General features: G+C 44.1%; 20 protein-coding genes, 2 tRNA genes and 1 pseudogene. 6 read left to right on the forward strand and 17 right to left on the reverse strand.

All coding sequences use genetic code 11. The features are described from left to right. Positions 1–6 precede the first annotated feature (6 nt). The 4 genes from MC24_RS04995 to MC24_RS05010 form a co-directional block, all read right to left on the reverse strand. On the reverse strand, positions 7–1,245 hold the full coding sequence (locus tag MC24_RS04995; RefSeq protein WP_038034408.1) for a M16 family metallopeptidase: 1,239 nt from the start codon (positions 1,243–1,245) through the stop codon (positions 7–9). Continuing rightward, positions 1,217–3,343, reverse strand: a complete 2,127-nt coding sequence (gene pnp, locus MC24_RS05000; RefSeq protein WP_038053107.1) for a polyribonucleotide nucleotidyltransferase — start codon at positions 3,341–3,343, stop codon at positions 1,217–1,219. Before pnp ends, MC24_RS04995 begins: the two co-directional genes overlap by 29 nt. Positions 3,344–3,416: 73 nt before the next feature. Continuing rightward, positions 3,417–3,686 (reverse strand): 30S ribosomal protein S15, encoded by a 270-nt coding sequence (gene rpsO, locus MC24_RS05005; protein WP_008195245.1) that lies wholly within the window; start codon positions 3,684–3,686, stop codon positions 3,417–3,419. 106 nt (positions 3,687–3,792) lie between these two features. Next, positions 3,793–3,868 (reverse strand) — tRNA-Gly (locus MC24_RS05010). Between the two features lie 105 nt (positions 3,869–3,973). Here MC24_RS05010 and MC24_RS05015 point away from each other — a divergent pair. Next, positions 3,974–4,050, forward strand: a tRNA-Met gene (locus MC24_RS05015). A 154-nt stretch (positions 4,051–4,204) separates the two neighbouring features. Here MC24_RS05015 and MC24_RS05020 read toward each other — a convergent pair. From MC24_RS05020 to MC24_RS05030, 3 genes are read right to left on the reverse strand one after another with little or no spacing between them, the layout of a single operon-like run. Next, positions 4,205–4,642, reverse strand: coding sequence for a pyrimidine dimer DNA glycosylase/endonuclease V (locus MC24_RS05020; RefSeq protein ID WP_012896509.1), 438 nt, complete (start codon positions 4,640–4,642; stop codon positions 4,205–4,207). A gap of 4 nt (positions 4,643–4,646) precedes the next feature. Next, positions 4,647–5,339 carry a hypothetical protein gene (locus MC24_RS05025; protein WP_004081539.1) on the reverse strand — a complete coding sequence of 231 codons (693 nt, stop codon included), beginning with the start codon at positions 5,337–5,339 and terminating at the stop codon, positions 4,647–4,649. Position 5,340: 1 nt separating this feature from the next. Continuing rightward, positions 5,341–6,306, reverse strand: coding sequence for an aromatic ring-hydroxylating oxygenase subunit alpha (locus tag MC24_RS05030; RefSeq protein ID WP_012311161.1), 966 nt, complete (start codon positions 6,304–6,306; stop codon positions 5,341–5,343). A gap of 123 nt (positions 6,307–6,429) precedes the next feature. Here MC24_RS05030 and MC24_RS05035 point away from each other — a divergent pair, with 123 nt between their 5' ends. Then, positions 6,430–6,732 (forward strand): hypothetical protein, encoded by a 303-nt coding sequence (locus MC24_RS05035; RefSeq protein WP_235280302.1) that lies wholly within the window; start codon positions 6,430–6,432, stop codon positions 6,730–6,732. A 123-nt stretch (positions 6,733–6,855) separates the two neighbouring features. On the opposite strand, the gene MC24_RS05040 is transcribed toward MC24_RS05035, so the two are convergent. From MC24_RS05040 to MC24_RS05050, 3 genes are read right to left on the reverse strand one after another with little or no spacing between them, the layout of a single operon-like run. Beyond that, positions 6,856–8,028, reverse strand: a complete 1,173-nt coding sequence (locus tag MC24_RS05040) for an MFS transporter (protein WP_038053113.1) — start codon at positions 8,026–8,028, stop codon at positions 6,856–6,858. Between the two features lie 15 nt (positions 8,029–8,043). Continuing rightward, on the reverse strand, positions 8,044–9,972 hold the full coding sequence (locus MC24_RS05045) for a hypothetical protein (protein WP_038053116.1): 1,929 nt from the start codon (positions 9,970–9,972) through the stop codon (positions 8,044–8,046). Next, positions 9,965–11,743 (reverse strand): radical SAM protein, encoded by a 1,779-nt coding sequence (locus MC24_RS05050; RefSeq protein ID WP_038053565.1) that lies wholly within the window; start codon positions 11,741–11,743, stop codon positions 9,965–9,967. Before MC24_RS05050 ends, MC24_RS05045 begins: the two co-directional genes overlap by 8 nt. A gap of 745 nt (positions 11,744–12,488) precedes the next feature. Between MC24_RS05050 and MC24_RS05055 the strand changes: the two genes are divergently transcribed. From MC24_RS05055 to MC24_RS05070, 4 genes and pseudogenes are all read left to right on the forward strand, one after another. Then, positions 12,489–14,096 (forward strand): helix-turn-helix domain-containing protein, encoded by a 1,608-nt coding sequence (locus MC24_RS05055; RefSeq protein ID WP_038053119.1) that lies wholly within the window; start codon positions 12,489–12,491, stop codon positions 14,094–14,096. 96 nt (positions 14,097–14,192) lie between these two features. Beyond that, positions 14,193–14,411 carry a type II toxin-antitoxin system HicB family antitoxin gene (locus tag MC24_RS05060; RefSeq protein WP_004083352.1) on the forward strand — a complete coding sequence of 73 codons (219 nt, stop codon included), beginning with the start codon at positions 14,193–14,195 and terminating at the stop codon, positions 14,409–14,411. After that, positions 14,408–14,638: a type II toxin-antitoxin system HicA family toxin gene (locus MC24_RS05065; RefSeq protein ID WP_038053122.1), complete on the forward strand. Its 231-nt coding sequence runs from the start codon at positions 14,408–14,410 to the stop codon at positions 14,636–14,638. The genes MC24_RS05060 and MC24_RS05065 overlap by 4 nt, the downstream gene beginning before the upstream one ends. A gap of 22 nt (positions 14,639–14,660) precedes the next feature. Then, positions 14,661–14,906: pseudogene (locus MC24_RS05070) on the forward strand (type II toxin-antitoxin system HicB family antitoxin). A 136-nt stretch (positions 14,907–15,042) separates the two neighbouring features. Here MC24_RS05070 and MC24_RS05075 read toward each other — a convergent pair. The 7 genes from MC24_RS05075 to MC24_RS05100 all read right to left on the reverse strand — a co-directional run bounded on the left by MC24_RS05075 (position 15,043) and on the right by MC24_RS05100 (position 20,561). Beyond that, a complete protein-coding gene (locus MC24_RS05075) occupies positions 15,043–16,785 on the reverse strand; it encodes an ABC transporter ATP-binding protein (RefSeq protein ID WP_038053126.1) in 1,743 nt (580 codons plus the stop codon). Positions 16,786–17,065: 280 nt separating this feature from the next. Beyond that, positions 17,066–17,617, reverse strand: a complete 552-nt coding sequence (locus MC24_RS09425) for a heme exporter protein CcmB (RefSeq protein ID WP_231556574.1) — start codon at positions 17,615–17,617, stop codon at positions 17,066–17,068. 3 nt (positions 17,618–17,620) lie between these two features. Beyond that, positions 17,621–18,055: an ABC transporter permease gene (locus tag MC24_RS05085; RefSeq protein ID WP_004079914.1), complete on the reverse strand. Its 435-nt coding sequence runs from the start codon at positions 18,053–18,055 to the stop codon at positions 17,621–17,623. Positions 18,056–18,069: 14 nt separating this feature from the next. Further along, positions 18,070–18,201, reverse strand: a complete 132-nt coding sequence (locus MC24_RS09970; protein WP_008195306.1) for a hypothetical protein — start codon at positions 18,199–18,201, stop codon at positions 18,070–18,072. Between the two features lie 71 nt (positions 18,202–18,272). Next, the gene (locus MC24_RS05090) at positions 18,273–19,079 is read right to left on the reverse strand and encodes an ABC transporter permease (protein ID WP_004079915.1); all 807 of its coding nucleotides are present in this window, start codon (positions 19,077–19,079) and stop codon (positions 18,273–18,275) included. Then, the gene (locus MC24_RS05095) at positions 19,073–19,834 is read right to left on the reverse strand and encodes an ABC transporter permease (RefSeq protein ID WP_008195309.1); all 762 of its coding nucleotides are present in this window, start codon (positions 19,832–19,834) and stop codon (positions 19,073–19,075) included. The genes MC24_RS05090 and MC24_RS05095 overlap by 7 nt, the downstream gene beginning before the upstream one ends. Next, a complete protein-coding gene (locus MC24_RS05100; RefSeq protein ID WP_038053128.1) occupies positions 19,785–20,561 on the reverse strand; it encodes an ABC transporter ATP-binding protein in 777 nt (258 codons plus the stop codon). Before MC24_RS05100 ends, MC24_RS05095 begins: the two co-directional genes overlap by 50 nt. Between the last annotated feature and the right edge of the window lie 413 nt (positions 20,562–20,974).

Consider the following 20,974-nt stretch of genomic DNA (forward strand, 5'->3'; position numbering starts at 1 on the left):
CCCTCCTCAAACGATCATCTCGTGTTTTTCAATAATCTTCCCGGACTCAGGTCCTATTCCGAACACGCTCCAGTTACCCGCAATAAATCTCTCGTAGGCCCTTCTGTAGTCTTCTTTCGAAACGTTCTTTATTCTCTCGACCCTTTCCTCTATGGTCTCCAGAGAGTCATTAGAGAGATCATCGATCACGAAACTCATCATGCCGGCTGGATTGTCTGTGACCATATCGAGCTTTCCAAGGTATCTCATCTTTCCGTATTCGAAATTCTTCATGAAAAGAGATTCATTGGAGAGAACGTCTTTCATCTTTGAGAAGAACTCATCTATCTTTTCAGGAGAAAGAGCCGCGTACACGATGATGATTCCTGTTTCCTTCAGCGCGTAGATCTGGGAGAACACATCGTAAACGAAGCCCTCTTTCTCCCTTATTTCGTGGAACAGAATGGAGCTCATTCCACTTCCCAGTGCGGTGTTGAGAGCATAAAGCGGGTATATATCTTCACTGATTCTTCCACAAATGGGTCTTGCCATGGCAATGTGTACCTGCTCCAGGTCGTTCCTCACGATGTATCTGGGTTCCGTGTGTTCGAACGAAGGTGGAGGTGGAAGAGGATCTCCTGGCTTGTTCCTTTCTAATTCGCTCAATTCTTTTTCCAGAAGAGAAAGGTAGTCATCGTTTACTTTTCCAGCGAGGATGATTTTGGTATCCGGAAGATTGTAGTTTTTCCTGTGATACTCTCTGAGATCTTCCGACGAGATCTTCTCAATAGTTTCCTTCCTTCCAATGATGGGCCTTCCGTAGGGCCCGGGCCAGACAGTTTCCACCAGAGTATCGAAGAGTTTACTGGTTGGATCATCCTGGGACATCTTGTACTCTTCAAGAATGATCTTTCTCTCTATCTCGGTGTCTTCGGGAGAGAAAATGGGATAGAAAGTTATCTCTTTCAACACGTTCAGCGTTTTTCCGAAGTGAAACTCCGGAACTTTTGCATAATAAGCGGTGGCGAGTTTATCGGTGAAGGCATTGAGAGTTCCTCCAACCACTTCTACGGTGTACTTGAGAGAAAAGTGATCGTAGCTTTTTGTTCCCCTGAAAGCCATGTGTTCTATGAAATGGGAGATCCCCGCAAGTTCTTCTGGCTCGTGAGCGGATCCCTTTTTAATTAAAAAGGCGCAGGAGATCGTCCGCGCCTTGTCAAAAGGTATGGTGAAAATCTCAATTTCGTTTATTGTGTGTCTTTCCATGCTGAGTGTTTTCCCCCTCTGTGACACGTTTGAACTGCAGTCTTCCGAGGTCATCTATGTTGATCACCTGTACCTTTATGGTATCACCGACTTTCACCTTTTTCAAGAACTGCCTCATATCTTCTCCTACTTTGCTCTGATGGAGGAGGCCTATCTTACCCGGTCTCACCTCTATGAACAGCCCGTAAGGTTCTATCCTTGTGACCTTTCCTTCCAGAACTTCTCCCACTTCTATTTCTTTGGCTATTTCCCTTATGAGTTCGATGGCCTTGTCAACGTTTTCTTCAGAACTTCCAACGACCTTGACGAGGCCTGTTTCGTCGTCGATCTCCACCTTCACATCGAAGTCTTTTATGATCTTCTTTATCACTCTGCCTCCAGGTCCTATGACATCTGCCACTTTTTCTGGATCGACCTTGGTTACCTTTATGATCGGTGCATACTTGGACAGATGCGGTCTTGGAGCAGAGATGGTTTCATACATCCTGTCGAGAATGTACATTCTCGCTTCCCTTGCCTGCATGAGCGCTTTCATGAGGAGTTCATCTGAGACACCTGAGACCTTACAGTCCATCTGAAAGGCGGTGATTCCGTCTCTTGTTCCAGCCACTTTGAAGTCCATATCACCGTAGTGGTCTTCCATTCCAATGATGTCTGTGAGTATGATCTCGGCGTCTTCTTCGAGAATAAGCCCCATCGCTATTCCTGCAACGTGCTTCTTGATAGGAACTCCAGCATCCATCAGCGCCAGGGATCCTGAACACACCGTGGCCATTGAGGAAGAACCGTTGGACTCCAGGATCTCAGAAACCACTCTTATGGTGTAGGGGAACTCTTCTTCGGGTGGAAGCATGTTCTTCAGAGCTCTTTCTGCCAGATGTCCATGCCCGATTTCCCTTCTGCTGGGACCTCTGAGCGGCTTCACCTCTCCTGTACAGAACGGAGGAAAGTTGTAGTGCAGCATGAACCTCTTAACGCCTTCTTCGAGGAGTGTGTCTATGATCTGAACGTCCATGGGAGCGCCGAGAGTAACGATGCCGAGACTCTGTGTTTCCCCTCTGGTGAAAAGAGCAGAGCCATGTGTTCTCGGGAACAATCCAACCTCGCAGGAGATGGGTCTGATCTCGGTCGGTTTTCTCCCGTCCGCTCTAATGCCCTTCTCCACTATCAATCTCCTCATTGTTTTTTTGACGGCATCTTCATAGAGTTCCGAGACAAAGGGTTTGATTCCTTCCAAATCGGTTACGGACAATTTTTCTGCAATCTGATTCAGAAGCTGTTCTTCGTACTCTTTGAGGGCCGCTTCTCTTTCCTTCTTCACCTTTACGAGGATTCTTCTTTCCAGTTCTTCTTTGTTTAGAAGATCTTTGAAAGCCTCAACGAGGCCTTCAGGTGGTGTGGGCTCGACAACGGGGATTTTCTCCACGTTGAACTCTGAGAGAATCTCTTCCTGGAAATCGACGAGTTCTTTTATAACGGAATGCGCGAATCTCAGGGCCTTCACCATATCTTCTTCTGCTACTTCTTTCGCCTCACCTTCGACCATGGTGACAGCGTCTTTTGTTCCAGCAACGGTGATATCCATCAGGCCCTTTTCTATGTCTTCCTCACTGGGTAAGGCTATGAACTGTCCGTCTCTGTAACCAACCCTGATACCCGCCACTATACCTTCAAACGGTATCTTTGAAACGTTCAATGCGAGGGACGCGGCAAAAATTCCCACAACGTCCGGTGGAACGTTCGGATCCACCGAAAGCACGGTCACGATAACCTGGACCTCGTTTCTGAGTTTTTTTGGAAAGAGAGGCCTTATCGGTCTGTCGATGAGGCGGGCTGAGAGAATAGCGGATTCGCTGGGTTTACCTTCCCTCTTTATGAAACCACCGGGGATCTTTCCGGCAGCGTAGAACCTTTCCTGGAACTCAACGGTGAGAGGTACAAAGTCGATTCCTTCCACTGCTTTGTCTGAAATGTTTGCGGTTGCCAGAACAACTGTGTCACCAAACCTCACCAGGGCTGAACCACTCGATTGTTTCGCTACTTTTCCGTACTGAACTACGAGTTCTCTTCCAAGGATGTTACGTCGCCATTCCTTCATATTCCTATCACCTCTACCCAATCAATTTAAATCAGGAAGCGGGCAACAAGCCCGCTTCCCCCTCCTTAGAATTTTATTTCCTGATTCCTAACTTGGCGATGAGTTCTCGATAAACTTCCGGTTTCTTGTGTCTCAGGTACTTCAACATTTTTCTTCTTCTTCCGATCATCTTCATGAGTCCTCTTCTGGAGTGGAAATCCTTTGGATGCTTTCTCAGGTGCTCTGTCAAATGTTTGATCCTCGCAGTGAGAAGAGCGATCTGCACCTCAACGGATCCTGTGTCGTTCTCGTGGATCTGGAATTCCTTGATGATTTCGTTTTTCTTTTCAGGGTCGAGAGACACCACCGAACACCTCCATTTTATCAGTCTCCGCCAGCCCAGGTTCTTCCCCAGACTGGGGTCAAGGATGATTATACCACAAAAACATACCCCGGCATGTGCCGGGTTGTGGAGCGGGCGACGGGATTCGAACCCGCGACCCCCAGCTTGGGAAGCTGGTGCTCTACCAGCTGAGCTACACCCGCTCGTTCGTTGATTATTTTATCATACATTGGGGAAACCTTTCAAGAGTTTCTCCCTCTTGACAACCTAACGGGGTGATGCTATATTATAAAAACGGGATTAGACGGTGCGGGGTGGAGCAGTCTGGCAGCTCGTTGGGCTCATAACCCAAAGGTCGTGGGTTCAAATCCCACCCCCGCTACCAGATCGATATGAACAGCCCGGCCGTTTTGGCCGGGTTATTTTGTTTTTATGGGTTCTTGCCTTAAGTGTTCGTGGATAGAAAAGGATATGACTGTATCCAGTGAAAGAAAACGAAGGCATGAGAACGGGGTAAACCAGAAAAGGTTCGTATCCATTCAAGGGAAGACTCCTTTTTCCCAGTGTTCTACTTTTCCCTCGATGATCAGAAACACAGGACTGGCGTGGATATCCTTTTCGCTTTTCAATGTTTCATATCGCTCTGGATCTCTTTTCTGAAGTTTCTTGAGGAGGTGGTGAAACTCATATTCAAGTTGGCCCTTCGTGACCGGGATCTTTTCCTTGAGTTCCACTACCTCTATCTTCCTGATGTCAAAGCGGTAGCCCCTCCTTTCCGCTTCCCTCCATACCTCAAAGAGGTAGGCGTTTATGGCCTTTAACGGCTCTGAATGGTTTTTAAAACGTTCAAGCTGCGGGTGGTTTCTGTACCCCCTGGTCTTTCCTTCGAGCACTTTTTTAGCCAGTAAACTTTCCCTCCAGAGTGCCACGAGCCCTTTGGCGTCAAGGTATTTTGGGTGGAGCGACCAGAGACGCAGGTTCTCACCTCCACAGGTATGGTACTATGCTATAGCCCGTCCAGAAGAGCGGGCCGAGGTTCAGAAGAAAGTGTGGTATGAACGTGAAAACCATGTTTCCGGACTGACGCCATACCACTATGTGGATGAACCCTGAAATGGTCGTCATCAGCACAAACGCCACCCCAAAGAATCCCTCGGGACTTGCTACATGGAGGAACTTTGTCCAGAACATCGTGTGTATTAGCCCCACGAAGGCGGCGAAGAACACCAGGCCTGCAAGGCGATATCTGAGCCTGGGTTTTTCAGGGTACAGGTCCCATGAATCAAACAGGTAGAGCCAGAGTATCTGTTCGGTCGAAGCATTCACCGGAGCCCACAAAAGTGCCGTAAGGAGAACACCAAACCGGTCAACTTCCTCAACTCTAATCCGTGCCTGGTAGGCAAAGAATAGGGCCGTGAGTATTACAAGGACGTTCACATAGAACCACTTGGGAGGCTTTTTCGGGAAGGGTGTTCCATAGCCTACAACGCCTCTTCTCAGCTTCACAAGGCCCCAGGCGAGGGAGTAGTAGATAAGCATGGGAATGAGGACCCCGCTCAGATCATAGAGCCATCCCGCCACAGCAGGGAGAGAGAAGGCTATTACAGCTGAAAGCAGGAGGTCAAGGTGCTTTGGTCTCCATGAAGTCGGGTCATAGGTTTTCACTCCGGACATCTCACTGACCTCCACCAAACAGGAAATCAATCAGTTTCTTTTCCTTATAAAGCCTTTTGCGAAACTCCATTATGGGCAGGTCACCCTGGACGAGGACATCTTTCCTTATGTCCCTCTCCTGGGTCTCCACAACTCTCCTATCCTGGTGGAGGATTATCCTGTTTAAGGGCATGCTTAAACGGGCTATGATGGAATCAACGGGTTTCAATCCCGTCATTTTCACGTAAAAGCGGAGGTATATCATGGTTTTCTGCCTGTCCACGGGAACAAAAAAGGCTACCACTCTCGTACCTTCACTTATGTGGTTCTGCCAGAGGTTGGGAAATATGAACTCAAGGTAAACCCTCGACTCCTCCCCGCTGAGTTCCTCGGGTCTTTTGACCCTCTGCCCCCTATCGACCTCGTTGAACACGTAAAAAATGAAACTGTCTTCGTCTATCCACTTGACGACGGGGCCGTGGACCAGGGTCCTGTTTCCCCGGCCTATGGTGGTTCTGTGGACGAAAGGTAGGTGCATGACGTCGAGCTGGTTCTCAACCGCCCTCGGGAACGGGACGTTCCAGAGCTCCCTGAACTCCGCATAAGCGAAGTCCTCATCTATATCATCGAAGAACTTTGGCTCCTTCTCTGGCTCTCCTTCTCCGAACCAGAGCCATATTATGTTATTTTTTTCGTAAACCGGGTATGAATTAACCCTAAATCTATCAGGAACTTTGTAGTTCTTCCCGAGGGCCGGTATAAGCCTCACCCTGCCGTTACCGTCGTACTCAAACCCGTGAAAGGGGCACTGGATTCTATCGTTTATAACCTTCCCCGCTGAGAGCCTAGCCCTCCGGTGCACGCAGAAGTCTTCCAGGGCGTAGACTTTTCCCAAGCTGTCCCTCCAGAACACCAGGTCTCTCCCGAGTCGCCTAACTCCAACGGGTTTTCTCCTCACCTCATTCGATGAAAGAACTGCAAACCACATTGAAGACACTTCTTGCGGCGCCCCCCCATCGTCCGTTGTTTGTTTTTTCTTAATGATACCATAGTTTTGGAATTGGAAAAAACGAGAGTGATCTCAGAACGGTCGAATGAGGAGGTGATTGTGGTGATAAGGAAAACTGTGAAGGGTACAGACGGCAGAGAGTACACTTTTGTAGCAAAAGAAGGAACGTTTGAAGAGCTTACAGGGCTTGGTACGACCATCAGAGGGCACATACCTGGAACGGACTCACCTTTCTACGGCATTTTAGAAGACGGAGAAGAAGGCCTCAGAGCCTGGATTATGACGTTTCGTGTTGTAAACCGTGTTCCCATCGACAATGAGACAGAAGAAGAACTTGTTCGTCTCTTTTTACCACTTGTGGAACGAAGAAGAATAGACCGCTCTATCTTGCTGTACGTTGAATGAATAGGACAGCCCGGTCGAAATGACCGGGCTTTTTGTTTTTTACTTGCCAAATTGTTCCAGGGCTGAAAGGAATGTTTGGTATCACGGTCTTTTGATTACACTCAATTTTAATATCTCAACCGCTCACCCCTCAAACCTCTGAAGAGAAATCAACACACCTCCTGCGATGAGCGCCATGGAAGTGGTTATGAAGATGTGCGCCGTTGCAACGTAACTGGAAAGAAATCCAAAGAAACCATAGGAAACGGGCAGTAGCGAGAAAGATACGGCTGAGATCAGAGAAAAGATCTTTCCTCTCATTTCCTCAGGTATTGCCAGTTGAAGCAGTGTGATAACGTTTATGTTGAAAAGGGTTTGAAAGATTCCAATGAGGAAATACATGGCAAACATAAGCCAATGGTTACCCGTCATGGCAAACACGAAAACAGCCAGCCCGTATCCCATCAGATTCAAACCCAGGGTTTTCGCACTGGCTCTTGTTTTTATCGTTGCCATCAGAAATGTAACAATCAGCCCTCCAAACGACAGCATACTCATCAACGTTCCATAAACCCACTCGCTCTTTCCCAGTTTCGAGACGTGCTCAGGTAGCAGAACGTGCATTGAACCTGTGAAGAAGTTCATGATGGCAATGACCAGTATCGTCACCAGGATGAACCTCACCGATCTTATGTACAAAAGAGCAGATTTTATGTCCTGCCACATCTTCCTTTCTTTTGATACTTTCTTCAGATGCTTTTCTTCAACCTTTATGAACATCTCAAAGATTCCTGAGATCAAAAAGGACAGAGAATTTATGAGAATCACTCCTGCAAGTCCCACTACCTTCAGAAGGAAGCTTCCAAGGGCAGGTCCAAGTATTTTTGAGAGGTTCTTCAGCAACCTGTAGAGTGAATTCGCTCTGACCAGGTTTTCTTTTCTGACCAGATCGGGAAGCAGGGAATCAACTGCTGGATTGAAGAAAGAATCGAACACAGAGACAAGGACGGTGACGATCAAAAGAAGCGCCATCGTTAACTCTGAGAGGTACTCCATGAGAAACAGACTCATAAACAGAACTCCTCTGAGAAGATCCATAACGACCATCATGTTTCTTCTGCTGTGCCTGTCCACCACCGTTCCAGCGAAGGGACTCACTATTATGGCAGGAAGAAAAGAGGATATCATGAAGAGGCCCACGTATTCGCTCGAGCCGGTTTTCGAGTAGAGCCACCACGCCAGCGCAACCTGATAGATCCTGGTGCCGATCAGCGAAACGAACGAACCGGCGGCGAAAAGAAGGAGGTTTCTGTTCAACCCCTTTCACCCCCTCTATACGTTCTTCAATCTGAAGGTGTAGGTGCTGACACTGAGATTGAAGTCTTCAAACCAGTAAACATAAAGGCAGTAGGTCTTGTTGATTCTCTGATCCGTCTCTTTCAGGGCCACCTCGACTTCGAACTTTTCCTCCCCACCAGGCTCAAGCGGAAAGATCTGAAAATCTCTGCTCAAGTAAATATTCTCCATCTCGCTTCTGTTTTCACACCACAGGTTGAAACACACCAGGTTGTTCGTGGTGTGGGCATTTTCGTTCCAGACTTTCACGGAGAAGATCTTTCTGTCGGGTTGCTCGTGAACAAGGGCTATCTCAGGATACTTCGGGGGCTGAACGCTCTCGGTGTCAAAAACGTTGTGACAGTTGCTGCAAAATCCAGAGTATCTTTTCACAGGTACGAGAGTGTTTTCGCTCTCCTTTATCGATAGGTAATTACCGCAGTACGGACACCTGGTGATTTTGTGAAGGTCTTCTTCTGCGCATCTGATCGTCATGTTTTCGCCGTACACCTCTATGAAGAACTTCGGATTCTGTGAAAGAAGATGATCAGCTAGGAATTTATAGATTCTTTCCTCCACCATCGACAGATTCTTATTCAATCTGTGCAGATCGAAGTTCTTCAGGTTTCTGTTTGCTTCATCCAGAACCTCCGTCTGCTCGTTTATCTTCGAGAAGTAATCGTGAACCTGATTCTGGATCTTCTTGTGCCTGAATCCCAGAAGTTCCAGTTTTCTCATGTTGAAATATCTTTTTGAATACACATCTACTCTTGGCTTTTTCCCCACTCCAAAGATAATTCTCAATGGCCCATTCACTTCTTCCCAGGAATACAAAAAGAGTTTGACACTGTTTTTGAGCGGATAGGGTATCACCGAGTAGAACACGTCTTTCTTTATCTCATTGTTGGAAAACACATAGAACCGCCTTTTCAATACTTCATTGAGAATGTCTTTCTCTGCATGAATCTCCAGAAGCCTCATTCCAGGAATTCTGTCGATATCTACAACTATTTCGTTTTTTTCCATTCTCAGCCTGTCTATTTCCAGTTTTTCTGGATTGGTCACCTTTGCGTTCGGAAAGCCATAGAGTATGTATGGGAAATAGTCCGAGCAGTGGTTGTAGGAATTCGTGTTCAGGATGTAGAGCACCTCTCCTGCTTCGAATCCATGAGAGATGAGATGGTGGAAAAGCAGAGCCTCACTGGTATAGCCTTGCTTTGGTCTATAAGAGCTGATGAGAACTTTCGCGTTCTTCAAAAAATTCATGCCGACATTTATGTAGTCTCCCTTCTCTGAGGTGGAAATGAGAGTGCTTGAACACGAGTCCATGAAGATACACTCGGCCTGGACATCCTGAGCGTAAACCCTTTTATATTCACAGTTCTGACAGTCCGGGAAGTGTCTGTATATCTCTTCCAGAGGGATGTCTCTGTTGATTCCGCAGATCTTTCCGTCACTCAGATGCAGATGCCTTCTGTTTCCATCTATCACCATGCTCAAACAGAGCTTTTTGTGCTTCATCCTGTCGAAGTTGTTCACCGTGCTTTCGTATCGCGTGAAAACTTCCGCGTTAAGTCTGTGTTTTATACTTTTGTTTTCCTTCCTCAAGATTATGAGATACTGCTGGGGATCAAGTGCGATCTGTTCCTGATAATTTGCGAGTTTTTCTCTCAGCAGATCGATGGAGAGGGCAGATATGACTCCAAAGTAAATGCCCCTGTCTCTGGAGTATTCATATGCCTTCCTCAGGAAATTCTCCGTCAGCAGTTTTGGATCGCACACGATTATGAAGTCATTTTCTATCTCTTCCTTTCCTTCGAAGCTATCGGGGGACATTTCATGGATTCTGAATTCATCGAGAAAATCAGCCAATATCCTGGCTGAAAGACCATATTCATCCCCTCTGAAAGTCACAACCTCAAGCATTCGACATTCCCCCCTGATAGTTGATCATCGATATATCGATACATCGATTCGAGCATCGGGAACAATTTAACTTACATTCTTCATTTGTTGGTATAAAATTCAAAGCCTTAGAATATTCTCTTAATAGATAATCCTCTGATATTAAAGTTTTCTGGATCTTCCAAGGACAGTATTTATCAGTATATTCCTCAAAGTACCACGCTGCATTTATACCAAACTCATTCAGGAGATTCTCAAGATCACTGACAGTATTGAAGTTTTTGCTGTGCAAATAGTGCAATAAGAAAGCTATTTCTAATCCTCCCCTTGAAATCATTGGTTGGAGTAAAGAAATTGGATGAAACACCGTTGTTTCAAATTTTACAAGCGACTCATCTTCATTTTCATCTTTTTGTCTTTTTTCCACTTTTTCGTCAACAACATCATTTGATATAACCACAGGAAATCCTTCTTTCTTAACTTTCTCTACGATGTAAAGGAATCTGTCTCCAATATCCTTAAGCGACGGAAGTTTCACATACTGGAAAGGAGTGAAAGGTTTAGGATATAAAGGATTTATACCTATTTCCAAGCGCCCATCAGTATTCTTTAGTTTGTTCATTTGATGCCGCACCTTTATTATAAGATCTGCTATCTTATCTAAATCCTCAAATGTCTCGCCAGGTATGGCTAAGATAAAGTAAAGACCGAAATCTGGTATGCCATAGAGAGAAGAGATTTTAACCACTTCCAATATTTCCTCATCCTTTATTTCATGTTTACCAATTGCTTTGCGTAATCTTCCGCTCGTTTCTGGTGCTACAGTTATCTTTCTTTGGCCGGAAACTGCAGCAATCTCTATTATCCGCTTCGACAATTTTTCTAATCTCTGAGAACCGATTCTCACTCTTCCTCCTTTTTTTAAAATGTATTCAAGATAATGTTCTACAATCCTAGTTTCTAGTCCTTCATAGAAGAGTTTAATTATTTCCACATTAAACTGATCAATTGCTAGATCAACTATTTTCTTGAATGTTTCCCATCTTAAAGTCCTAGGTGGTTTTAACCTATGACCCATATAACAAAATCTGCATCTTTGGGTACATCCTCGTCTCACTTCTATAGAAAAAACTCTTTCCTCGTAAACGGTATTTTTAGTAACGAATATACTATGTGCTGGATGTGCGTTTATGTCAACAGGACTGGTTTGTCTCACCACACCCTTTTGAAAAAAACCGTGAATACAAGGCACGTAAACCCCTTCTATCTGAGAGACAGCCTGCAGGAATTTCACACGCTTTCCTATCACATTTCGATAAACTTTGTATAAATCTATGATTTTATGAATAACCTCTTCCGCTTCTCCTAAGACGATGATATCGCAAATTAGAGATAATGGCAGCGGATTATAATTAGCTATGGGTCCTCCACCTACTATAATAGGATCATTTTCTTCTCTGAGAAGATTGATCAATGGTATAGAACCCGCTTTCAAAATTTTGAAAGCATTTAACACGATTCCTTCATATTGAAAACCAATACCTATGAAATCACTATCTTTTAACTTGAAACCGTATTCGAAAGAAAAAGGCTGATCTTCATCTGTGTAACACCTATCAACAGCAACATCATCTCTAAAATACAGCTCTTTATACAGAGTCTGGATTCCTAGATTCGGCAAACCATACTTGTACATGTCAGGAAAAGCTAGAATGAAGATGATTTCATTGCCTTTTAAATTTTTGGAAGGAAGTATTCTCTCTTCTTCCTTATAAAGAAGAGAAGTTCTCATGTTTTCATCCCCCAAAATGACCCATTTCTTGTCCTTTGTACAAATTTTCATCCTTTACCTCTCACTTGAGCCATCGGTCTTTTTCGCTTCTCCTAAAAGTATATTATATACACTCTCTCAAAAAGTTTGCATTTCGCTCCCTGCATCTGTCCCGCCATCAGAATCAAAATCCTCCTCAACAATTCAGGAACCTTCCCACATCTGTACGGTGCCAATATTTCTCCCTCCGAGCAGATGGTAAAACACCCTATATGGTTTTCAAGTTTTAAAGAAAATTCCTCAATGATTTGAAAAGGACTTACAGAGCTGTTTTTTAGATCGTAAAATTTCTGTGAGCTTAAGTAAAAATGATTCTTTATGTATAGCAGAACGGGGGTTAGAAACCCTGACTTTCAACAGTTAAATCTTCCGAGTGTGACTTCTCCAGCAGGAGAGTGTGAACAACAGTTTTTTCCCTTACTGTCGTTTGATAATCATCAGAAGGACTGGGAAACACGAGCGTGTATAAGAGAGAAAGCAGAATAACTATTGTGAGAATGATCCTTACTCACGATTTTCATCCCCCTTCTTCATTAGAACAGATCTTTTGTGACCTTCCAAATCTTCCTGATTTTGAAAAGCCCTTTTCAAAGCGTTCTGCGATAGAGGATTTTCATTGAGATTTCATATTTTGTGTAATTTCACTCCTAACGTTACACAGCAGTGTGATAAAATAGCGTAAAATGAGAATTTTGGAGGGAAAGAATTGAAAAGTCATCAACTTTTGAAGGCACTATTTCAGTATGGATTTCTCTTCTCACGGCCACTTGTTACATACTGCTTCAAAACATGCCACGATGCAGCCTGGAAACATTACATAAGATTTCTGAAATACCGTCATGAAAAACTCTATGAGGAAGCTCTTTCAGAAATAGATAACGCAATAAAGGCTTGCAACTCGATCGCCTTTCGCTACTTTCTTCTTTCAGAAAAACTCACCGTGCTCGGTTATATGGGAAAACACGAGGAAGGAATAAAACTTTACTCTCACTTACGCGGTAGAACGAGAAACGTTTCACCAAAACTCAGGAGTATATTTATTGGGAACCTTCTGAACTATTGCTCCATGTATCTACACAATGCTTTTGAATGTTTAGGAAGAATAAAGCCAGAGACTCATCATCTGGAGAAAACCTCGTATGCTTTTATACTGATAGGAAAAGCAAGATATATGGCAAGAACAGGGAACGTCAAAGAAGCGATAGAAGTCTACGAAAAAGCACTGAAAATACTGCAAAAGATTCCTCATCCTTCTGGAACAATCGCCTGTCTTAACGATATGGCATGGTATACAAAGGAGAAGGATCCAGGAAAAGCTAAAAATATGGCAAAAGAAGCACTCTACTGGAATGGATACTTTTTTGATGCTCCGCGATTCTATGCACTGGACACACTGTTTGAGATTCAAAGGGCGACTTTTGACCCCGCAGTTGTTGAAACTGCCAGGCTGATTGTGATCGCTTCTGAAGGGTTAAAAGACAACGCAAATGATCTCTTGAAAAAGGCACGGAGACTGTGTTTGAGATTGAACAATTCCCTCTACAAAAACACAAAATCTCTCCAGAGATTTCTGAAGAGAAACACCACATCCATCAAATACCTCTCAGAAATGACGGGTATCGCAAGAAACAGACTGAGCGACATATTAAACGGAAAAACACAAAAGATCAGGGGAGAAACGTTAAGAAAAATAGCAAAGGCTCTTGAAAAATCCAACATTTTGTCTTTTCCTGCACCCCTGTTAAATGAATGGGTGAAACTGAAGATAGAAGAGAATTTCTCGGCTTCATTGAGAGAAATAAAGACAAAAATTTTAGAGGAAAGACAAATCCTTTTTCTTGCCACCTACATGGCTCTTCTTGATAGAAAATTCCTTTCAAGGAAAGAAAGACTCAAAAAAGCATATACACTTCTTGAAGATATTGAGTCGTTCGCTGATTTCATGGCAAAAGATCACCAGACCATGGAATTTGTTGTTTCAATGGTGAAGGCTCATCCTTTCATTGAAGGAAGAAAAGAAGCGGTGAAGAAAGCCCTTGAAAGGATGAAAAGAAAGAGACTGGAAAGATTCGCCCTGAGATACATCGAGATGAAAGAGCACGACAGAAAACTTCTTGATAGATTTCTGAGGAACTACGGAAGGTACAATGGGGTGAGGTTTGGTGTCAGGCTAAAGGGCCCGGATGTAGTAAGGGAGTTTGCAAGGAGGTACTCTCTCAAGGTTCAGCCTCTGTTTGTTGCCTTCTGGTGCGAAGAGGACGGCAGAGTGAGAAGAAGACTGGAAAGAATCTTGAGGCATATGGTCCTGAATTGAACCCGGAGTTTCAGCCTTAGAATCTCTTTTTCCTGGTATAATTTAATCGAAATTGCCATATCATTTGTCATGATGGAAAAATGAGGGGTGAAAAACATGCGTAAAATTTTCACAGCTATCATTGAATACGATCCTGAAACAAAGCAATATGTTGGAATGGTTCCGGACGTTCCAGGTGTGCATACTGTAGGTAGTTCCTTAGAAGAAGTGAGAAGGAATTTAAAAGAGGTGCTTGAACTCGTATTGGAGGAAGCAGGAGATGAAATAAATCACCAGGAATTCGTGGCTCTTGAGATGATAGAGGTGGAAACTTGAGTTATCTTCCAATAGTTGATCCAAAAACTATGGAAAAGGTTTTACTGAAACTTGGATTTCAACGTGTTCGCCAAAAAGGAAGTCATGTGTTCTACAGGCACAGCAATGGCAGGTATACGACCATCCCATTTCATGCAAGAGACTTGCCCAAGTCACTTATAAGAAAAATCATCCGTGAAGCGGGTATATCAGTGGAGGAATTCAAGAAAGTACTTGAAAATCTGTGATCTCCTCAGGGAGGTTGGGAAGATGGAGACGCAAAAGGAGATGGTCTTCATCGCCATGGAATCGGAGGACGGAGGATACATCGCAAAAGCTGAAGGGTATTCGATATTCACCCAGGGAGATACCTGAGAAGAGTTCCTTGAGATGGTAAAAGATGCGGACAAGTGTCACTTCGATGAGGATGTTCCAAAGTATATTCATGTTCATTTCGTAAAGGATGTGACGATCATGGTATTAAGCTTCCGGGAAGTGTTCCGGCAGATCGTTTGATAAGGCAATCCTGAGCGATGTAGCTGCGTGTCATGGAATCAGCATAGAGGAGATGGTCAAAAGACTGTGAGAGGGAAACATAAGCCATTGAACAACCGCCATCCTCCCTGGATTGGAAAGTTGTTGTAGATTGATTTCAGGCATCTTTATCAGCGATTCTTTTCGATTCATTCACGTACGTTTCTATTATCTTTCGGAATGTTGCGTTGTTTTGCATCAACTCTTCGAACCCTCCGACAGACGAAACTTTTCCGTTTTCAAGGAAGATAATCTTACTCGCAACCCTGATGATGTTCGGTTTGTGCGATATCAGTATGGCTGTTCTTTCTTTCAAAAATTCGATCAATTTCTCCAGCAAGGATTTTTCTGTTATCGCATCCAGATTCGTGAGAGGTTCATCCAGAACAACGACGGGCTTGTCTGCGTAGAAGAGCCTGGCAAGTTGTATCCTCTGTTTTTCTCCTCCTGAGACGAAGCTTCCTCCTTCTCCAAGTTTTCTTCCTTTCAGATGTTCTATTCCAAGTTCTTTTATGATTCTTTCGAGTTTTTTCTCATCGTACTCTCTTCCAAGGACTATGTTGTTTTCCAGTGTATCGTTGAATATACCGACGTTCTGGGAATAAAAAGCAACATGTTCGAAAACAGCCGAGGGCATTACCTGCTTCAAATCGTTTCCAAAGAGTTTCACAACACCTTCGTAGTTCTGTTCCAGGCCAAGCAGTATGTTGAGCAGAGTGGACTTTCCTTCCCCGGAGAGTCCTACTATGGCAGCGATTTCACGGGGTTGAATCGTGAAACTGACCTGCCTTAAAATGGGTTTTCCTGGCTCGAAGCCAAAGGTAACATCCACCAGTTCGTAAACAGGGCTTCCCAGAACGGGTTTTATTTCACGTTTTTTGAAGGTTTCTTCGGCCCGTTTTACTTCATCGAAATAATCAAGTACAGCATCGAGGTTCGCTGACACTCGTGTTATGACACGAGCCAGTTCTCTGAACATGTAGAGTGGTGCCGTTACAAAAGAAAAGTATGTCCACAGTGCCCATATCGTTCCCACGGTCAACTTCCCGTCTATCACAAGGTATGCTCCATAGGTGAGAATGAAGAGCCGTGTGAAATATTCCGGCAGGTTCACCATCAGTTTGTCGAATCTTGAGCGGGGAAGCTCTGCCTTCAAAACGGTGTCCGCCACCTGCTGATACATCGTCTCGCACTCTTTCTGACGTTTCTTTTGAGCTTCTCCGGCAAGTACTTCGTGGATGTTTTCAAACGTCTCGGTGATGAAACCTGTTACACGACGTAGAATTTCATACATCTGTGCGTACGGCCGTTCGGTTACTCTGCCGATGATGTTCAGATAAATACCGACTATCACAGCGTTTGCCACAAACAGGCCAAAAAAGGCTTTGTTCCATACGAAGACGGTTGCCAGTATGAATACACTACGTATTATCACCAGAACGTTCTGAAAAAATCCGTAATCCAGCAGGAAAAATGCGTCGTTGAGTTGATGGTTTATCAGAGTGGCATAGTAGGCAGAGCCCTGTTGTTTTAGCTTTTGCCAGGGAAAGAAAAACGACTGGCTGAAAATGCGACTGGACAGATCTGCTACGGCTCTGTACTTTGCTTTCAGGTAGATCTGGTCTCCAGCGTACGTAAGAACGAAAGACAGTGCATAGAGAAATCCAAGAAGGTAGATCGTGTTTAACCTCAGTTCCAGTCCGGCCAGCCCATCGATGACATCTCTCACAAGAAGAGGGATGAAGAAATCGAACACGACCGAAGACGTTGCAAGAAAGCCACCTATAACTATGAGCACCAGAAAACGCTTTCGAATCAGAGAGTAAAAGCGAAGAATTTTCTGGATACTCCTGAGATTCATGACTTTCCCTCCCTGGTGTTCTGGAAGATTTTTCAGAAAGGCCTTCCCATCACCAATGTTCGCTAATACATATCGATGTTTCCGTACTTTCTTGCTGCAAATTCAATCAACCGCAGTGTGAAATAGGCCAAAACGAGGTATGCAAGACCTACTGATGCTTCCCAGGCACTTGAAATCCAGGCCTTCATTTTAAATCCTTGCAGAGTGTATATTATGCTTTCGACCGAACGCGAAAGCGGCAAAAGCTGTGAAAGCCATCTGAAAAACACGGGCAGTCTTTCTACAGGAAAACTTGCACGCTTAAGATGAAAACCATCATCTCTGCAACACCAAGGAGCATGTTGATATCTCTCATCAGCAGTCCAAGAGCTGCCACCGTCATTCCGAAACTGCTCAGAGCCAGTACACCTATCGTCATATGGGCAAAAAGGCTCGCAGTAATGGAGGGATCGAGTTTTAAAAAGCAAAATGAAACAGCCAGTCCCAGAATCACCGTGGTCAGTGCATCGATTATGTGAAAAGGCATCTTTTTTAGCATTACTTTGAATTTCGATGAAGGCGAAACAACGAAGAAAATCAACGATCCCTGATCTCGCTCGGAGAAAAATATTATGCCGAGCCCTTTAAAAACGCTTATTGAAGACAGAGCCATGATATTTGCTATTATGAAAGCTCTCGCATCGTGCAGCGTTTTATATCCATATGCAAGAAGTGTTGAGTAAAAGAGCAGCCGAAAAATCGGATTGATGATCTTTTCAGCGGCATAGGCTTTCCAGTTCAGCCACAGGGAAACCCCTTTGTACGAAATCCAAAAATGTCTGAGCAGCCTCACTTCTCAAACCAGCTCCCCTTCCGCTCTGCTTTTTCTTTCTATCTTTTTGAAAAGAACATGTCCTAAAAGAAAGTAAAAAAGCGTGAGTAAAAGTGCGTTGAAAATCAAATCCTTTCCAGCACTGCCAACTTCAAAGGAATCTCTCATCAGCGTAACTGACCAGCTTATGGGAAGGAAACTGGAAATCACTCGAATCCATTTTGGAAGAATGTCTATCGGAAAGAGCATTCCCGAGATGAAATACACCGGATACTGGATCGTTGACATCCATGAAAAGGCGTTCTTTGAGAGTGTCAAAAGCGTTGCAAAAACGAAAGAGGTGGAAATGAAGGAAAGGACCAGTATCAGAAACGAACAGGCAAACATCACGGGATTCGAAATGGCAAACTCCAACTTCAAGACAAAATAAGAATAAGCCACAACCACGGCGGCTTCCATCTAATTCCCCCGCTTCAATCAATATCAGCGGATTCTGATAATGCAGAAATTTTTGCAAAGTAGCAGCCTCTGGCACTCTTTTCCAGAAAGATTGCGACCACCAACACTGCCACCAAACCACCCGCTTGCACGAGACCTATTTTCATTTGATAAATTCCCACGGTGATTGCTACTTATCCACTGTTGAACAATATAGCAATGGGACGTGAAAGAATCATCAAAAACCCTGCAACCCATTTTTCCTTCCTTTGGTTTGAAGTACCTTAAAAGAAATGGTGCCAAAAGCTAAGTACAGTAAAGATAAAACAATCAAGATGATGAATTCTTTTTTCAAGTCAAGCAATGTGTTTGTTTTCATGAGAAAATAGCGTGTGAGGTCCAACCCCCACGTAAATGGAAAAGCATATGCAAGATATTCCAGCACTTTTGGAAGAACATTCACAGGAAAAAACATACCACCAATCAGAGGAGCGGCATTACCAAGCAAACTCACCAGTTCGTCCCCTTCTTTGAATCTCAACGTGATGCCAAAAAACAGAAAGACAAGACCGAAAGAAGCGATTATGGAAAGAATAACAACACCCGCTGCAAGGGCAAACTCAACCAGGTTGAAGGTCATCAGATTCAGCAGCACTGCCAGGACGATTATCGGAACAGACTCCACGGTAACTTTCACAAGACCAAAAACCGACCACGAGAGGATGTACCCTATGGAACTCACGGGCATGATGAACAGTTCTTCCAGCTGTCCTATTCTCATGTAGTACCTCAAAGCAAAGACAGATCCCCAGAGTACCTCAACGTAGTTCCAGTAAGCTGCCCCTAGCAGGAGGTATCCGATGATGTTCTTCGTGTTCGTCGCACCGTAGAAAAACCGTACAAGGCCTGATTCTGTGCCAAAGTAATAGAGCAGGACAACGGGCATTATCGTCAGAAGGGGTGTGAGGAAAGCTCCATACCAGTCTATTCTGTATCTTTTCGCACTCAGGAAACTGGCTTTTGCAAGATACAGACTTCTCACCATGATTCCCATTCTCCTTTTTTTCGAATCTCGTTTTCTGCCTTTTTAAGCAACCATACTCCGAGGATCAGATAGGCAAAACTCAAACCTGTCAGTATCAGGAGTTGGGGAACAAAGCCACTCATGTTTCCGTTTTTTATTATGCTTCTTCCTATGGAGATGAGGTAGGTGAGCGGTATCATGTACGAGATGAGTCGAACGTAAGAAGGGAAATTCTCAACAGGATTGACCATCCCTGAGAGGACGCCAAAAAAGAATTGGGCAGTGGAATTTATGCTTCTGATTCTCTTCTTCCACAACGACAACGCTGCGAAAAATATCGAAAAGAATGTTATGTAAACACCGCTCACCGCCAGCAAAAGAAGAAAGTAAAGATGGATCTCAAGATTTATACCGGAAAAGTAGAAGAAAAGCAATGTGAAGAATGTTATGTACAGGTTCATTAGAAACGTGTCAACGGCTTTTGAGAACAAAAAAGCCAAAAGACTGATTGGAGCAAGTACCACGGAGATGAGGGCGCCTTCTTCTCTTTCTTCTGTGAATCCGTCTCCCACCCCAAAGAAGTACTGGTTCAGCCAGTACCAGAGCAGGGCTCCTATCAACACGTTCTCTGCAAGCGAGTTCACATCAGCGATTCTGGAAGAAAACACATAAGGCCCTATGATGAAAAACGGAGTCAGAGCCATGTTCACCCACACGAACCTGTATTTAAGCCTTATCTTCATTTCCTTCAGAACCAGATGGAGTATCTTCCTCATCCATATTTCGCCCCCTGATGAGGTTTTCGAACACCTCATATACTTCGCTTCTTTCGCTGCGGATATCTTTGTATCTCACTTCCATCTGTACACGACCGTTTCTAAGAAGAACAACGCTGGCATTCTCGGGAAGAACGTGAAGTACATGACTTATCATTACGATAGTCAATCCCCTCCTGTTCCGTTCATCCAAAAAACCGACCATTTCACGCACCGACGGTGGATCCAGACCGTTGAGTATCTCGTCGATGAACAGTACCTCTGGATCGTGAATTAGCGCTTTACAAATCATCAACTTTTTCCTCATACCCGTTGAAAACTCTTCGACGGGTTTGTCTTTGTATTCGAACAGACCGAATCTTTCGAGAAGTTCTTCCATTCGTTCTCTTCTGACCTTTTTCGGTACGCCATATACACCCCCAAAGATATCGAGGTTTTCCCAGGCAGTGAGTTTCCAGTACAGACTTCTCTCGTTTGCAAGAACTACCCCTATTCTCGCAGATAGCTTCTTCCAGTGCTTTTTCACATCAACGCCGAGAACCTTCACTTCCCCATCGTCAGGAAGCAAGAGACCTATCATGATTTTCAGCAGTGTGCTTTTTCCCGAACCGTTCTCGCCGACGATTACCTTGAAGTCTCCCTCTTCTGCGTAAAAATCAACTTTATCGAGAACTCGAAGTTCTCCGAAGGATTTCCTGACACCGGACACTTCCACGACTTTTCTCATACCAACTTCACCCTTTCACGGAACTTTGAAAATAATCTCAAAAGTTCTGGAGAGGAGTTTTTTGGCACCTGTTTCTTTTCAACATTTCTAAATTATTTTATCCAATTTTTCAGGATAGAGGGAAGACTCTCAACCAAAGAATGTCACAGCAATGGTCTTCGTGTCAGATAGATCCATCATGGTCGTTTGATAATCATTGAAAAGGCTAGGAAACACGAATGCGTATAAGATAGCTTTTCATGATTTTCATCCCTTTCCTCATTAGAACAGATCCTTTGTGACCTTTCAAATCTTCCTGGTTTTGAAAAGCCCATTTCAAAGCGTTCTGCGATAGAGGATTTTCATTGAGATTTCATATTTTGTGTAATTTCACTCCTAACGTTACACAGCAGTGTGATAAAATAGCGTAAAAA

The sequence above is a fragment of the Thermotoga sp. Mc24 genome, from assembly GCF_000784835.1.
Taxonomy (GTDB): Bacteria; Thermotogota; Thermotogae; order Thermotogales; family Thermotogaceae; genus Thermotoga.

What these genes read in the sequence shown, in the direction of transcription:
- MC24_RS04995 (WP_038034408.1), bottom strand. Translation starts at nt 1,245, where the DNA reads ATGGAAAGACACACAATAAACGAAATTGAGATTTTCACCATACCTTTT.
- pnp (WP_038053107.1), bottom strand. Translation starts at nt 3,343, where the DNA reads ATGAAGGAATGGCGACGTAACATCCTTGGAAGAGAACTCGTAGTTCAG.
- MC24_RS05025 (WP_004081539.1), bottom strand. Translation starts at nt 5,339, where the DNA reads ATGTCCGGAGTGAAAACCTATGACCCGACTTCATGGAGACCAAAGCAC.
- MC24_RS05030 (WP_012311161.1), bottom strand. Translation starts at nt 6,306, where the DNA reads ATGTGGTTTGCAGTTCTTTCATCGAATGAGGTGAGGAGAAAACCCGTT.
- MC24_RS05045 (WP_038053116.1), bottom strand. Translation starts at nt 9,972, where the DNA reads ATGCTTGAGGTTGTGACTTTCAGAGGGGATGAATATGGTCTTTCAGCC.
- MC24_RS05050 (WP_038053565.1), bottom strand. Translation starts at nt 11,743, where the DNA reads ATGAGAACTTCTCTTCTTTATAAGGAAGAAGAGAGAATACTTCCTTCC.
- MC24_RS05060 (WP_004083352.1), top strand. Translation starts at nt 14,193, where the DNA reads ATGCGTAAAATTTTCACAGCTATCATTGAATACGATCCTGAAACAAAG.
- MC24_RS05075 (WP_038053126.1), bottom strand. Translation starts at nt 16,785, where the DNA reads ATGAATCTCAGGAGTATCCAGAAAATTCTTCGCTTTTACTCTCTGATT.
- MC24_RS05085 (WP_004079914.1), bottom strand. Translation starts at nt 18,055, where the DNA reads ATGGAAGCCGCCGTGGTTGTGGCTTATTCTTATTTTGTCTTGAAGTTG.
- MC24_RS09970 (WP_008195306.1), bottom strand. Translation starts at nt 18,201, where the DNA reads ATGAAAATAGGTCTCGTGCAAGCGGGTGGTTTGGTGGCAGTGTTGGTG.
- MC24_RS05090 (WP_004079915.1), bottom strand. Translation starts at nt 19,079, where the DNA reads ATGGTGAGAAGTCTGTATCTTGCAAAAGCCAGTTTCCTGAGTGCGAAA.
- MC24_RS05095 (WP_008195309.1), bottom strand. Translation starts at nt 19,834, where the DNA reads ATGAGGAAGATACTCCATCTGGTTCTGAAGGAAATGAAGATAAGGCTT.
- MC24_RS05100 (WP_038053128.1), bottom strand. Translation starts at nt 20,561, where the DNA reads ATGAGAAAAGTCGTGGAAGTGTCCGGTGTCAGGAAATCCTTCGGAGAA.